Here is a 13,504-nt window from a genome sequence, read left to right as displayed (position 1 = left end):
CGACCCGCGTCCTACCGGGACGACCCCACCGCCAGGTGCTGCACCTGCCCGTCCACGAACGGTGCCAGTGCCTGCGCGGCAGCCAGGTCATCCGGGGCAGCCGCCAGCGGATCGACGTCGAACAGTGTGAAATCCGCCCGCTTGCCGACGGTGACGGACCCGGAGACCGCCCACTCCCCCGCAGCCCGGGCAGCGTGCGAGGTGTAGCCTTCGAGCGCCTGCAAAGCAGTGAGGGCCTGGCCCGGAACGACCGGCTGTTCGCCCCGGCGGCCGGCCCGCCGTCGTAATTGCGCTTCCGCCAGGATGGGCAACGGTTCGAACGGGGCGATCGGCCAGTCGGAGCCGAGCCCCAGGGTACTTCCCGCCGCGCGGAGGTCCGCGCACCGCCAGGCGTGGTTCGCCCGTTCCGTTCCGAGCCGGGTGGACCAATTATCGGTATGGTCGGCGCGGGAGTAGTGGGTGCAGTGGCTGGGTTGCATGCTGGCCACGAGCCCAGAGCGGGAAAACCTCCCGATGAGGGCGTCCGGGACGGTTTCGAGGTGCTCGATCCGGTGCACGGGCGCCGGTGCAACCGACCGCACCGCGGGAGGCAGGGACTCAAAGGCGTCCAGGACTGCGGCCACTCCGGCGTCGCCGATCGCGTGCGTGGCCGTGGGAATCCCGCGGCCGGCGAAGAAGCGCACCGCCGCCGCGTACTCCTCCGGGCGGGGCCAGAACGGGGACACGGACGCCCCATAGGCATCGGGCTCAAACAGCCACGCCGTGCCGTTGTCCACCGTGCCGTCAACGAACAGCTTGATGCCGGCCACCTCCCAGCGCTTCCCGCCAAGTCCGATCTGTTCCGCAAGCCGCTGCCAGTCTTCCCCGCCGCTGCCGGGCATGCACCACGGCGAGATCCGCAGGCGCAGCGGGAGCCCGCCGTCCAGGTCCGCTTCGAGGGCGCGCAAGAGCTCCAGTGAGCCCTCCCCGCAGTCCATCACGTGCGCCCCCGTCAGCCCGGACCGCGCGAACCGGGTGAAGAGGTCCGCGAGCCTCGCCTTCCGCTCGGCGAAGGACTCCGCCGGCATCACCCGCGCGACGAGCTCGACGGCGGCCGCCTCCAGCAGGAGACCCGTGGGCGTGCCGCTTCCGTCGCAGACCACTTCCGAGGCCTGGTTGAACGCCCGCGGTCCGGCGACCCCCGCCAGTTCGAGCGCCCGGGAACTGGCCAGCGCGGAATGCCCGTCGAAGAGGCGGATGAGGCACGGCCGTCCGGAGACGACGTCGTCAATCAGCTCGCGGTGGGCCGCGGCGGACCCGAACACATTGGGGTCCATGCCCCACCCCCGCACCCAGTCCCCGGAGGGACAGGGTGCATGTGGCAGTCCACCAGGCCCGGAGTCAGCACGGCGGCACCGAAGTCGATGACCTGCGCGGCCGGCCAGCCTTCCGCATCCGAACGGCTTCCGACGGCGGCAATCACGCCGTTCTGGACTGCCACGGCCTGCGGCGCCGGCCCCCCGGAGGTCTGGCCCTCCATGGCGTGGACGGTGTCGGCGAGGATGATCAATTCAGGATTCATGGGTTTCGAAACTTCCAATCTGCGCGAAGGTCGTGGGACGGTGGCGGCGCACCCAGCGGGCGGCCAGGAGCCCGGCGATGAAGACGAGGGGCGTCACCAGGATCAGGATGGTGTTGGTCAGTGCGTCGGCGAACGTGAGCAGCTCGATGTTCAGGCCGATCAGCAGCACCACACCGAAAAGCAGGATGGCCGAGGCCAGGCTGAGCGGCACCATCAGCTTGTGCGTCGCGGCGGCGGGGTTCCGGCGCAGGTAGAGGAACGCCGCTACCGACACCAGGCCCTGGAGACCCACGATGCCAAAGATCCCCGGCGTGTTTACCCAGATCAGCAGCTGCTGGTAGGGGTCGGCGTTGAGCACGGCGCAGGTGGTGATGACCACCGCGGCCAGGGCGGTCTGCAGCTGGCCTGCCCGGTGCGGGGACTGGAACCGGTGGTGGGTCCGGCCAAGGAAGACGGGCAGCACGCCGTCGCGGGCCAGCATGTACACGTAGCGGTTGATCGCGTTGTGGAAGGCCAGCTGCGAGGCGTAGACGCTGGTGACGATCAGGAGGTACATCACCACTTCCGCCCACGGGCCCACGTAGTGGTTGATGGTCTGGAAGAACATCCCGCCGGCCAGTTCACCAGCGGCTTCCACGGCGCGGTCTTCGCCGTAGGCCTGGACCACGGTCCACACGATGAAGGCGTAGAAGATCGGCGTCAGCCAGTCCTCCATCTACAACCACGTCAGCGGCAGGGACCAGATCCTGGAGCTCCTGCGCCACCGGATCATCACCGAGGAGCCGTATCCGCCGGTGGACCACAGGGACTGGGAAGCTGCCCTGCGGGTCCTGATCCGCGCCTACCGGGACGCGTTTGCCCGCCATCCGCGGCTGGCCCCGCTGCTGGTGCTGCAGTCCATCACCGATCCGGACGTCATCGGCCTCTACGAGGACCTCGCGTTGGCCCTCGAGGGTGCGGGATTCCGGGGACGGGACGTGGTGGCGGCCATCTCCACCATCGACAGCTTTGCCCTGGGCGCGGCCCTCGACCTGGCGGCTCCGGAAGTTGTCTGGGACCCGCCGGCGGACGGCTATCCCACGCTCAAACGCGCTCTCGGCAATGCCGGGCCGGCGGAGGAACGGGGCGGGCACGCCTTCGACTTCGGCCTGGATGTGATTATCGGCGGACTCCGGGCAAGGCTAGCCGGGTAACGCCGCAAAAGGACACACTCACAACGCACAGCCTGGTCGAGCCGCCGCCGGCCCGTATCAGCGAGGGAGTGAGGGTGAGCGCCCCGCTGGGCTCAGCGGAGCTCCGCCGGTGCAGGGCTGGACGCGAGGTTCCGGGTGGCCGGGCCTTGGATCACCGTGCCGTCGGTCTTGAACCGGGAGCCGTGGCACGGGCAGTCCCACGTCACGTCCGCCGGGTTGAAATCCACCGTGCAGCCCAGGTGCGTGCAGACGGCCGAGACGGCACTGACGTCCCCTGCAGGACTGAGGTAGACGGCAGTCTTTGCGCCATCCACATCCACCACCCTTCCTACGCCGGGAGCGAGGACTGTCCGCGGGGCAGGCGAGGTGACGTCCGCAGCCGGAGCATGGCCGTCCACTGCCGGCGCCGCAGCCTCGTCGCGGACGGCCTGGCTGCCTTCTAAGACTCTGGTGCTGTCAAACACTGCCGCCCACGGGTTGTGGCGGCCGCACAGCGTGTCCCGGAGGATCAGAGCCGCGGCAGTTCCGTTGGTCAACCCCCATTTGCGTAGCCCCGTGATGACGTGAAGATGCCGGGCGTCCGGTGACATGAGACCGACGTAGGGCAGTCCATCGGCGGGCATTGCGTCCTGGGTTGACCAGCGGTAGACGATCTCGTCCGCGGCGAGGCGGTCAAGGGCAAACGAGCTGAGCCGCCGGTACCTGTCGGCTGAGTCGTGCCGCTCCGACGCGGGGTGGCCCTCGCCGCCGGCCAGTACGTAACTGGTGCCATCGATGTCGATGGCCAGGATGGAGCGCATTGGCTCGTCCGCGCTGAGAAACGTGGAATCCAAAGGGGAAGGGCCGTGCGCCCGGCAACGATATACGAGCGGTGCAGGTAGCATCGCTCGTCGAAAACCCCTCGGTCCCCGAAGGGCATATTCGTCGCCACAATGATCTCCCGGGCCCGTACCGAGCCCCGCTCCGTGTTGACCACTGCCGGCGTCCCGTCCCGGAACCCCGTTGCAGGTGAGTCCTCAAAGACGAAGCTGCCATCCCCCGCCACGGCGCGGGCCAGTCCCTGGACGTACCTGAGCGCGTGGACCTGTGCCTGGCCGTCGAAGCGGACCGCCCCTTTCACCGCAAAAGGCAGCGGCACTTCGGCGGTGAAGGATGCCGGAAGTCCAAGCCTGCCGGCCAGCGCCGCTTCTTCCCGGACGAGATCGAGCGTGCGCTCCGATTCGGCGTAGGTGTAGTTGGACACCCGCCGGAAGCCGCAGTCGATGCCTTCTGCCGCCACAGTGCCGGCCACATGCTGAATTGCGGCTTCGTTGGCCTCCCCGTAGATGCGGGCTGCCTCGGCACCGTGCCGGCCGGCAAGTTCCGTGTAGGCCAGGCGGTGCAGGGAAGTGACCTTCCCGGTGGTGTTCCCGGTAACTCCGCTGCCCACCCGGGCCGCCTCCAGCACGGCCACCGTCTGCCCTGCGCGCTTCAGGGCCAGCGCAGCCGTCAGACCTGCGATGCCCCCACCGATCACAGCCACGTCGACGTCAAGATCCGCGTCGAGGGCGGCGTAGCTCGTGGCGGCACTTGTGGCCGCCCAGATCGATAGGAACTTACCTGCTAGCGGCTCGTTCACTGTCCCACCCTCCAATCAGGAGACTTCCTCAGGCCGGGCCGTCAGTGCCCGGTTGGCTTCGCCGCTTTGGCGGCGGCCTTGGCAGCCTGCTTGCTGGCGCGCACCTTGCTCAGCGATTCCGGATCCACAATGTCGGCCACAGACAGGAAGGCGTCCTCCTGGCCGTAGTGGCCGGCGGCCTCGCGCCAGCCTTCTGCCTGCAGCCCGCACTGCTTCCCAAGAAGCGCCAGGAAGATTTTCGCCTTTTGTTCGCCGAATCCAGGCAACGCCTTGAGCCGGCGCAGTACCTCCTGGCCGTCGGGGTTGCCCTGCGTCCAGATGGCTGTGGCGTCCCCGTTCCAGTCACCGTGCACCGTCTCGGCAAGGGCCTGGACACGTCCTGCCATGGATCCCGGGAAGCGGTGCACGGCAGGCCGCTCCTTGAACATCTCGACAAAGCCCTGGGCGTCGTACCCGGCGATGGCCGCAGGGTCCATGGATCCGATGCGCTGCCGGATCTTTTCAGGACCGGCAAACGCCGACTCCATGGTCACCTGCTGGTCCAGCAGCATGCCGGTGAGCAGTGCAAAGGCATCGTCGCTGAGCAGTTTGTCGGCAGCGGGGTCCCCCGTGATGTGCAGTTCCATGCGTCCTATCCTTCCATCCGCTGCGGTCCGCGTCATAGGTGTGCCGGTTCAGGTCCCGTGTTCAGGCTAGGTGTCCTGCGAACGGTCCTTTCGCCGCTCGAGCAGCGCCGCCACACCCCATACCGCCAGGAACGCAGCCACCAGCAGCAGTCCGGCCTCTCCAAGGTCGATTCCGCCCAGCCAGGTGGTCAGCGGGTCGTTGAGGCCGAAGGCAGCGTTGAAGAATCCGCCCAGGGTGATGAAGGAAATGAACAGCGCAGAGAAAGCTGAGATGCCGGTCACCAGGGCATTGAAGCCCAGTTTCCGCTGCGGATTGTGGATGGCTGACTTGTACAGGCGCATCATGGCGACGCCGTTTGTTGTGTCACACAGGGTCATGGCAGCGGTGAAGGCCAGCGGAAGCGCCAGGAGGGCCAGCGGAGAGACTCCGGCGAGGGATGCCGCCGTCGTCAGCACCAGCAGCCCGATGGTGGTGGCCGTGTCGAATCCCAGCCCGAAAAGGAAGCCGATGACGTAAATATTCCGGGGCCGCTGGACCCCGGACAGGGGTTTGGCCAGCAGCCGGGCGACGAAGCCCTTGGCCTCGAGGTCTTCTTCCCGGATTTCCCCGCCGCCCTGCGCGTTTCGGTAGACCTGGGCGGCCCGTACGAACGCGGACCCGTTGAACAGGCCCATGGCCAGCAGGAACACCCCGGAGACGCCGCTCCCGATCAGCCCCAGCACAAGGTTTCCGGTGGTGCCGCCCTCCATGAACTGGCCCACCAGCGCCGCGCCGCCCACCATCAGGGTTCCGGCAAGGATCACCACGGAGCTGTGGCCCAGGCTGAACGCGAACCCGACACTGACCGGTTCTTTGTGTTGGGCCACGAACTTCCGGGTCGAGTTGTCGATGGCGGCGATGTGGTCCCAGTCGTAGCTGTGTTTCACGCCGGCCATGTAGGCGGCCAGCACCAGGCCCAGGGCCAGCGGCGCTCCGGCGCTGGCCGAACCGGCCACAAGAAGTACGACGGCGGCAATGTGCAGGGCGGCAACCGCACCGACCAGGAAAAGCAGCCGCGTCCGCAGCGAGAGATGCTCGCGCCGGCGGTACAGGGTGGCAAATTCGGTCAGCGAGGTCATCAGTACTTCCTCAGGTTCAGGGGCGCCTTGCCATGCCAGCGTTGACGGAGAAGGCTGCTGCAGCCACCCAGTAACGAATTTAGTTTTTCGGTGCTGTTCGAGAGGGACCGGAGCACTAATCCTGTGATGCCGTCCATTGTGGCACCGAGCGAGACACCTGTGTAGGCATCGTGCCTTGCCGCCACATGATGCAGTTCGTCGGCGAGCGCCTGGTCCACGCGGGCGTCCACCACCACCAGCGAACCAAGGTGGCTGTAACCCTCCATGAAACCCATTCCGGTGACATCATTTTCGGGCGGCCGGATCAGCAGGTTGTCGAGGGCCAGGAGCCTGGTACCGGCCGCCGACGCAACATGGATTTCGTTCCGCAGCCGCAGTTCCTCGTACCGGAAGGACGCGCCGTCCGGTGACCACCCGGGTGTTATGACCTCTGCCATGACAAGGCTCGACGACGGATGCACAGTTATGTGCGTGTTCTGCCGGTAGCTGGCCTCCCGGTAGGCAATGACCTGGTCCGGGGCAAGCTCCAGCTGCGCCCCTTCCCCCAGCCGGATGGTCATCCGCTGCTCCGCAAACGACCCCGGAGTCCGGTAAATCTTCGTCGCCGACTGCGTCGTCAGCACCAACGAAGCCCCGTCGCCAACCTCCACGTCAAGCACATAAAGATCAGCCCCGAGATAGGCCCCGCCGGGATTCACCACCACATAACAAACCTGCCCGGAGTCATCCAAGTAGTGCGGCCGCAAAACCCTCAAGGCGCCTTGATGGTACTGGTGCGCGGCCACGGAGCGCCCGCCACGTTCAGCGATGACGAGCTCAAGCTCCCCCATCGGTGACCGGGCGGCGGGGCTGGGTCCGGCGACGTCGCCGGAAGGCTCTGCCAGCGGGATCGTGCTCATGTCGCCAGGTCGAGCATCAGGACGTCGCGCCGCATCCATTCGATGACTGCCTCGAGGCCTTCGTCGGTTTTGAGGTTGGTGAAGCAGAACGGCTTGGTGCCCCTGAACTCGCGCGAGTCCCGTTCCATAACTGACAGGTCGGCGCCGACGTGCGGGGCGAGGTCGGTCTTGTTGATGATGAAGAGGTCGGACTTGATCATGCCCTGCCCGGCCTTGCGCGGGATTTTCTCCCCCTGCGCCACGTCGATGATGTAGATCGAGAAATCGACCAGCTCGGGGCTGAACGTGGCGGAGAGGTTGTCGCCGCCGGACTCCACGAAAATGACCTGCAGGTCCGGGTGGCGCTTCTTGAGCTCCTCGATGGCCGCGGTGTTCATGGAGGTGTCTTCGCGGATGGCCGTGTGCGGGCAGCCGCCGGTTTCGACTCCGATGATCCGGTCCTCGGGGAGGATACCGTTGGCGGCCAGGATCTTGGCGTCCTCGATGGTGTAAATGTCGTTGGTGATGGCAGCCATGGAGATCTCGCGGCTCATATGGCGGGTAAGCCGCTCCACCAGCTGGGTCTTGCCGGCGCCAACCGGTCCGCCGATGCCGATCTTGATGGGTTCAGACATTCTGTCCTCCTGCTAGCTCATGAACATGCGGGCACGCTGACGCTCGTGCCGCATTTGCGAAATTTCCAGCCCGGGGCTGACTGCCCCGAAGTCGTCCGGCGTGAGGCGGGCGATCCGCCCGGCCGCGGCAGCGACGTCGTCGTGCGCTTTCCGCAGAATCCGCTGGCCGGCGTTCTGCCCCAGCGGGATGGCCCGCACCGCGTTCTGGGTCAGCGACGTGACCGCCGCGAAAAGGTAGGCGGCGAGCGCTTCCGTGAGCGGAACCCCCAAGGAACGGGCGACCACGGCGAACGCCAGCGGCTGATGGCCGGCGGCCCGGCCCGCGGTCACCAGGTCCCGGTACGCCGCCAGCGGCGGGGACGGGAACACTTCGCTCCCGATCTCAAGGAGGCGGTTTCCCATCTTGATGCTCGCCTCCCGCAGCTGCCGCGGCAGGAGCTGAGCCGTCAGCAGGACATCGAGGTCCGCAACGGGGACACCCTCGTAAAGGAAGCGGATGGCCAGCCCGTCGGAATAGCTCAGCTGCTGGCCCACAAACGCGGACAGCCACACCCCAAAGGACGCCCCATCATGAACCAGCCCGCGCTCAATATAGGTCTCAAACCCGAGCGAGTGAGCAAACGCCCCGGTAGGCAAAGCCGAATCCGTCAACTGCTGCAGGGCGAGCTGGTACGACGCGCTCATCTCCAACCCCAAGGCCGCTGGGACGAAACCTGACGCGCGGAGGTACGGACTAGTGCGAGTGTTCGGCATGGCGGAAGGGGACGGGCATCACGCGTTCCTGGCGGTCGTAAGGCACTCCGACGTGTTTGAGATAGTCCTCTACTGTGTGGTCGTACTGGCAAACCATGACTTCTGCAGCGTACTCGGAGGAAGCGTCGAAGAACTGGGCCTGCAGGTGCCGGTTGCCGAGCGAGTGCGCCGCCACCCCCATTTCGTGGATGGTCCGCGGCGCCACCACCAGGACGTCGGTGGGGAGCACGGACACCACGATCATGTTGGCGCCGGCCACGTGCAGGATGTCGCCGTCGCGCAGGTCCCCGGAACCGGACGGCAGCCGGATGCCGAGCTCCTTGCCTTGGTCCGTGGTGACGCGCTGGATGCGCTTCACCAGCTGGGCGCTGGGCAGCACCACCTTCTCCTTGTGCAGCCCGGCGTACGCCCCGGCCTCGGAGTCAGGGAGATCGTGCAGGTTGCCGAGGACTTCTTCGATGATCACGTGGGGCTCCTAGAAGAGGAAGTAGCGCTGCGCCATGGGCAGCACGTCAGCCGGTTCGCAGGTGACGTCCTCGCCGTCCACCGTCACCTTGTACGTTTCCGGGTCCACCTGGATGTCCGGCGTGGCGTCGTTGTACTTGAGGTCCGCCTTGGACAGCGTACGGATCCCCGACACGGGCCGGATGACCTTCTGCAGGCCCAGCTCTTCGGGCACTCCGGCGTCGATGGCGGCCTGGGACAGGAACGTGATGGAGGACTGCTGCACTGCCTTGCCGAACGCGGCGAACATCGGCCGCATGGTGCGCGGCTGCGGGGTGGGGATGGAGGCGTTGGCATCGCCCATCAGCGCGTAGGCGATCTGCCCGCCCTTGAGCACCAGCTCCGGCTTCACGCCGAAGAATGCCGGGTCCCAGAGCACCAGGTCCGCGAACTTGCCCTCTTCAACAGACCCGATGGAGTCGGCCATGCCCTGCGCGATGGCCGCATTGATGGTGTATTTCGCCACGTACCGTTTCAGGCGGAAGTTGTCGCTGTCTTCGGAACCATGGCTGCCCCCGGCAGGGTCTTTCAGCACGCCGCGCTGCTTCTTCATCTTGTCCGCCACCTGCCAGGTGCGGGTGATCACCTCACCTACGCGGCCCATGGCCTGGGAGTCGGAGGAGGTGATGGCGAAGATGCCCATGTCCTGCAGGACGTCCTCGGCGGCGATGGTTTCGGCGCGGATGCGGGAATCGGCGAACGCCACGTCTTCCGGGATGTCCGGATTGAGGTGGTGGCACACCATGAGCATGTCCAGATGCTCTTCGATGGTGTTGCGCGTGTACGGCAGCGTGGGGTTGGTTGAGGCGGGCAGCACGTTGGGCAGCCCGGCGATCTTGATGATGTCCGGGGCGTGGCCGCCGCCGGCGCCCTCGGTGTGGAAGGTGTGGATGACCCGGCCGGCGATGGCCCGGATGGTGTCCTCGACGAAGCCGCACTCGTTGAGGGTGTCGGTGTGGATGGCCACCTGGACGTCGTATTCGTCGGCAACTTTCAGTGAGTTGTCGATCGAGGAGGTGGTGGATCCCCAGTCCTCGTGGACCTTGAGCCCGATGGCGCCGGCCCGGATCTGTTCGGCCAGCGGTTCGACGGCGGACGCGTGGCCCTTGCCGAACAGTCCGATGTTGATGGGCATCCCCTCGGTGGCCTGCAGCATCCGCTGGATGTGCCATTTGCCGGGGGTCACCGTGGTGGCCTTGGTTCCTTCGGCCGGTCCCGTGCCGCCGCCCACCATGGTGGTTACGCCGCTGGTGAGGGCGGTGGGCACCTGGTCCGGGGAGATGAAGTGGATGTGCGTGTCCACGCCGCCGGCGGTGAGGATCTTCCGTTCCCCGGCGATGATCTCGGTGCTGGCGCCGATGACGATGTCCACACCGTCGGTGATCTGCGGGTTGCCGGCCTTGCCGATCTTGAAGATGTGGCCGTCCCGGAGCGCGACGTCGGCTTTGTAGATTCCGGTGTAGTCCAGGATGACGGCATTGGTGATCACGGTGTCCGGGATGGCTCCGCCTTGGACGTTCCCGTCCCGCGTCACCTGGCCGTTCTGGCCCATACCGTCGCGGATCACTTTGCCGCCACCGAACACCACTTCCTCGCCGTACACGGTGAGGTCCTTTTCGATTTCCAGGAACAGTTCGGTGTCCGCCAGGCGGATGGAGTCGCCCGTCGTCGGGCCGTACAGGTCCGCGTACTGCCTACGGGTCAGTTCGAAGCTCACTGCGCTCCCCCTTCGGCTGACTGTGCCGGCGCCGGCGCCAGGGGCCCGTTAACCGCGTTGCTCAGGCCGTAGACCTCGCGGCTGCCGGCCACCTCGATCAGCCGGACGGTCTTGCTGTCACCCGGCTCGAACCGGGCCGCGGTTCCCGCCGGGATATCCAGCCGGCGGCCGTACGCCGCCGTGCGGTCAAACTCGAGGGCACCGTTCGCTTCAGCGAAATGGTAGTGCGAGCCCACCTGCACGGGCCGGTCGCCGGTGTTGACGACGACGACCTCGATCGCCTCGCGCCCGGCGTTGACCACCACCGGCGCTGAGCCGAGGACATACTCTCCAGGAATCATAGGGGCTCTCCTACCGGATGGGATTGTGGACGGTGACGAGCTTGGTGCCATCCGGGAAGGTGGCCTCGATCTGGACGTCGTGGATCATTTCCGGGACGCCTTCCATCACGTCGTCACGGCTGAGCAGGGTAGTGCCGTAACTCATAAGCTCGGCCACGGTGCGGCCGTCCCTGGCGCCCTCGATCAGTTCGTAGCTGATGACCGCAACGGCCTCCGGGAAGTTGAGCTTCAGCCCGCGCGCCTGCCGGCGCCGGGCGAGGTCGGCTGCGACCACGATCATGAGCTTTTCCTGCTCACGGGGCAACAGATGCATCAGAGAGTCCCTTCAACGGCCCGGCACGGTCCTATGTTTATAGACCCGGAGGATCGGACTTAGCCAGACCTGCCGGAGCTCTACCTGTCTGGGCACAACCGGGTGTGGTTTGTGACCACAGTAGGCCGGTCAGGTTTCCGGAAGATTTCGGGGACCCGTCCCCGGATTTTCAGTGCGCCGGCGCGTTCAGTTATGGGTTGGGAACTCTGCTGTGCGCCTAGCCTTCACATTCAACGCAGTAAGCGTGGCCGTTCTTTTCGCGGGCGATCTGGGAGCGGTGCCGGACCAGGAAGCAGGAGTAGCAGGTGAACTCATCCTGCGCCTGCGGGATGACCTGGACCACCAGTTCCTCGGCCACAAACTCGCCGCCGGGGACAATGGAGTCGTCCATCGCGTCGGCCTCGTCCAGCTCGCGGACAACGCTGCGCGCATCCGGGGCGTTGGCGGACTGGAGCGCTTCCAGGGAGTTGTCTTGCGATTCCTTGACGTCGGAACGTACTTCGTCGTAATCAGTTGCCACTTAGGGGGTTCTCTTCTCTAATGTTCTTGTCTGACGGCAATGCAACATACACCATTGCGCCCTTATTCCCTGCCAGTAAGACAGACTGTGTCGGAGTTACGCGGAGGACCCGTCAAGTTTAGAGTGCATTCCTGCCACTTAAGTACAGGCACCGGAAGTTCAGGCAGCGGGAGCGGCGGTGGAATCCCTAACCACCAGCTCGGTTACCGGTTAAACGTGCGCTGATTCCAGGGTTTCCCCGTTGGCCGGACGCTGGATGGAGCGGAGCGCCGTCCAGCCCACTTCCTGGCGGCGCTGCGCCCCGGTGGTCAGGCGGGATCAGCGGTCCGCCGGGGACCGGCGCCGGCGGATTTGCCAGACGACCAGCACCGCCACAGCCACTGCTGCCACGACCACCGCGGCGGCGCTGCCGCCAGTGCGGGCCACCTCGTCATACAGGCCTCCGGCGAGGAAGCCGAGCGTGACGAACAGGCTCCCCCACAGCACGCCGCCGGTGATGTTCCAAAGCGCGAAGCGCCGGTAGGGCATGCCGCTGAGACCTGCCAGTGCCGGCATCACGGCGCGGAAGAAGGCGGTGAACCGGCCCAGGAAGATGGCCGGTCCGCCGCGTCTTTTGAGGAACTCCCGGGCCTTGTCCAGCTGGGGGCGCTTCCGGTCGAAGATCTTCCGCGAGATCAGCCGCGGTCCCAGGTGCTTGCCGATTTCGTAGCCCACGGTGTCGCCCAGGATCGCCGCGGAGACCACCACCGCAATCATCGCTGCCAGCGGGATGCCGCCCTTTCCCGCGATCACGCCGCCCACCACGGCCGCGGTTTCGCCGGGAATGACGAAGCCGATGAAGAGGGCGTCCTCGGCGAAAACCAGCGCGAACACAACACAGGCCACCAGCAGCGGGCTGGCGTTGAGGAGTCCGTCGAAGAATGCCTGCATCAGCAACAGTGTGGCAGTTCAGGCGGACGGGCGTCAGTCTGCCTGGCTGATAGGCGTAGGCTATCTGCGCTTCTGCGCGCGGGATACATTCACCTCGCCAGGACCATGTACCCCCTGGATCGAAATCCACACTTTCGATCTCGAGCCGGTCTTCAGGGTCCCACATGGCGCGATTCGGGCTGGGGGAGGATGCGGATATCCCGTGTCGCGCCTGATCCGTGGGCATGACGTAACGTCGGACGTAATACCCCATGGCAAGCCTCCGCGCCTTGACGCACGAGGATTGGCACAGCTTAGAAGAAGCCGATCGCGTTGTCCGGAGGGCAGGCAACCTCTGGAAACTGGAACCCTCGAAGGGATCGCTGCCGTACCGGATGTCTCTTGGTATGGCCTGACCACGGCAAGGGCCGCATACTTCTCGCGTACTCCGCCACAGCGGCCCCCGCTCCCCAGCTAATCACCATGATGCTGTCGGCGTCCGCGAGTAGCTGCACCGAGCCCAGGAACTCATCATGATCAACCCTCCGCATTTTGGCCAGAAGGGCGCCCGCACAGGAGCCCGTCAGCCGTCCACTTCGCTGAACGAGGTCCTGGAGACGCCGTCGATTTGATTGATTGCTACGACGGCAGCCGCCACGGCGTTAGGCGATCCGGTCACCCTGAGCAGTATGTCCTGGCAATTTTCGTCCCGGTGCGTTTCGCCGAAGAGGTCCGCTGTCATGCTGAGGTTGTTTACGGCGAGGCCGTGTTCAGCAGTTTGCTTGATGATCTCCCTGAGGATGCCGCGACCGTCGCA

At 66.1% G+C, this 13,504-nt stretch carries 17 protein-coding genes and 1 pseudogene; 1 reads left to right on the top strand and 17 read right to left on the bottom strand.

Annotation, left to right across the window (positions count from 1 at the left end):
- Positions 1 to 11: 11 nt before the first annotated feature.
- Genes FCN77_RS01355 through FCN77_RS01350 form a run of 3 tightly spaced genes read right to left on the bottom strand, consistent with a single transcriptional unit; the run spans position 12 to position 2,276 of the window.
- Positions 12 to 1,331 carry an amidohydrolase gene (locus FCN77_RS01355; RefSeq protein ID WP_368074305.1) on the bottom strand — a complete coding sequence of 440 codons (1,320 nt, stop codon included), beginning with the start codon at positions 1,329 to 1,331 and terminating at the stop codon, positions 12 to 14.
- Positions 1,271 to 1,561: a hypothetical protein gene (locus tag FCN77_RS27470; RefSeq protein ID WP_368074304.1), complete on the bottom strand. Its 291-nt coding sequence runs from the start codon at positions 1,559 to 1,561 to the stop codon at positions 1,271 to 1,273. Before FCN77_RS27470 ends, FCN77_RS01355 begins: the two co-directional genes overlap by 61 nt.
- Positions 1,551 to 2,276 (bottom strand): amino acid permease, encoded by a 726-nt coding sequence (locus FCN77_RS01350; RefSeq protein ID WP_254678800.1) that lies wholly within the window; start codon positions 2,274 to 2,276, stop codon positions 1,551 to 1,553. Before FCN77_RS01350 ends, FCN77_RS27470 begins: the two co-directional genes overlap by 11 nt.
- A gap of 79 nt (positions 2,277 to 2,355) precedes the next feature.
- On the opposite strand from FCN77_RS01350, the gene FCN77_RS01345 reads away from it, so the two are divergent.
- Positions 2,356 to 2,754, top strand: a complete 399-nt coding sequence (locus FCN77_RS01345) for a TetR/AcrR family transcriptional regulator C-terminal domain-containing protein (RefSeq protein WP_254678799.1) — start codon at positions 2,356 to 2,358, stop codon at positions 2,752 to 2,754.
- 92 nt (positions 2,755 to 2,846) lie between these two features.
- Here the strand turns inward: FCN77_RS01345 and FCN77_RS26550 are convergent, their stop codons facing one another.
- The 14 genes and pseudogenes from FCN77_RS26550 to FCN77_RS26540 all read right to left on the bottom strand — a co-directional run bounded on the left by FCN77_RS26550 (position 2,847) and on the right by FCN77_RS26540 (position 13,429).
- The gene (locus FCN77_RS26550) at positions 2,847 to 3,587 is read right to left on the bottom strand and encodes an FAD-dependent oxidoreductase (protein WP_254678798.1); all 741 of its coding nucleotides are present in this window, start codon (positions 3,585 to 3,587) and stop codon (positions 2,847 to 2,849) included.
- 140 nt (positions 3,588 to 3,727) lie between these two features.
- Positions 3,728 to 4,270, bottom strand: a pseudogene (locus FCN77_RS26545) (NAD(P)/FAD-dependent oxidoreductase); the annotation flags it as partial.
- 143 nt (positions 4,271 to 4,413) lie between these two features.
- Complete coding sequence (locus tag FCN77_RS01335; protein WP_175417101.1) at positions 4,414 to 4,998, bottom strand: HhH-GPD-type base excision DNA repair protein; 585 nt, start codon at positions 4,996 to 4,998, stop codon at positions 4,414 to 4,416.
- 66 nt (positions 4,999 to 5,064) lie between these two features.
- A complete protein-coding gene (locus tag FCN77_RS01330) occupies positions 5,065 to 6,117 on the bottom strand; it encodes a HoxN/HupN/NixA family nickel/cobalt transporter (RefSeq protein ID WP_137320791.1) in 1,053 nt (350 codons plus the stop codon).
- Positions 6,117 to 6,947 (bottom strand): urease accessory protein UreD, encoded by an 831-nt coding sequence (locus tag FCN77_RS01325; RefSeq protein WP_175417406.1) that lies wholly within the window; start codon positions 6,945 to 6,947, stop codon positions 6,117 to 6,119. Before FCN77_RS01325 ends, FCN77_RS01330 begins: the two co-directional genes overlap by 1 nt.
- Positions 6,948 to 7,012: 65 nt before the next feature.
- On the bottom strand, positions 7,013 to 7,630 hold the full coding sequence (gene ureG, locus FCN77_RS01320) for an urease accessory protein UreG (protein ID WP_137320789.1): 618 nt from the start codon (positions 7,628 to 7,630) through the stop codon (positions 7,013 to 7,015).
- Between the two features lie 12 nt (positions 7,631 to 7,642).
- The gene (locus FCN77_RS01315) at positions 7,643 to 8,314 is read right to left on the bottom strand and encodes an urease accessory protein UreF (RefSeq protein ID WP_137320788.1); all 672 of its coding nucleotides are present in this window, start codon (positions 8,312 to 8,314) and stop codon (positions 7,643 to 7,645) included.
- A 49-nt stretch (positions 8,315 to 8,363) separates the two neighbouring features.
- Positions 8,364 to 8,849 carry an urease accessory protein UreE gene (gene ureE / locus FCN77_RS01310; RefSeq protein WP_137320787.1) on the bottom strand — a complete coding sequence of 162 codons (486 nt, stop codon included), beginning with the start codon at positions 8,847 to 8,849 and terminating at the stop codon, positions 8,364 to 8,366.
- A 9-nt stretch (positions 8,850 to 8,858) separates the two neighbouring features.
- A complete protein-coding gene (gene ureC / locus FCN77_RS01305; protein ID WP_137320786.1) occupies positions 8,859 to 10,604 on the bottom strand; it encodes an urease subunit alpha in 1,746 nt (581 codons plus the stop codon).
- Positions 10,601 to 10,945 (bottom strand): urease subunit beta, encoded by a 345-nt coding sequence (locus tag FCN77_RS01300; RefSeq protein ID WP_137320785.1) that lies wholly within the window; start codon positions 10,943 to 10,945, stop codon positions 10,601 to 10,603. Before FCN77_RS01300 ends, ureC begins: the two co-directional genes overlap by 4 nt.
- 10 nt (positions 10,946 to 10,955) lie before the next feature.
- Entirely contained in the window at positions 10,956 to 11,258 is a 303-nt protein-coding gene (locus tag FCN77_RS01295) for an urease subunit gamma (RefSeq protein WP_137320784.1), read from the bottom strand.
- A 217-nt stretch (positions 11,259 to 11,475) separates the two neighbouring features.
- Positions 11,476 to 11,778 carry a DUF4193 domain-containing protein gene (locus tag FCN77_RS01290; protein WP_137320783.1) on the bottom strand — a complete coding sequence of 101 codons (303 nt, stop codon included), beginning with the start codon at positions 11,776 to 11,778 and terminating at the stop codon, positions 11,476 to 11,478.
- A 318-nt stretch (positions 11,779 to 12,096) separates the two neighbouring features.
- On the bottom strand, positions 12,097 to 12,708 hold the full coding sequence (locus tag FCN77_RS01285; protein ID WP_137320782.1) for a DedA family protein: 612 nt from the start codon (positions 12,706 to 12,708) through the stop codon (positions 12,097 to 12,099).
- A 562-nt stretch (positions 12,709 to 13,270) separates the two neighbouring features.
- Positions 13,271 to 13,429, bottom strand: a complete 159-nt coding sequence (locus FCN77_RS26540; protein WP_254678797.1) for a hypothetical protein — start codon at positions 13,427 to 13,429, stop codon at positions 13,271 to 13,273.
- Positions 13,430 to 13,504 lie beyond the last annotated feature (75 nt).

Source organism: Arthrobacter sp. 24S4-2 (genome assembly GCF_005280255.1).
Classification (GTDB): domain Bacteria; phylum Actinomycetota; class Actinomycetes; order Actinomycetales; family Micrococcaceae; genus Arthrobacter.
The sequence above is the reverse complement of the archived record's forward strand: the minus strand, read 5'-3'. Positions and strand labels throughout refer to the sequence as shown.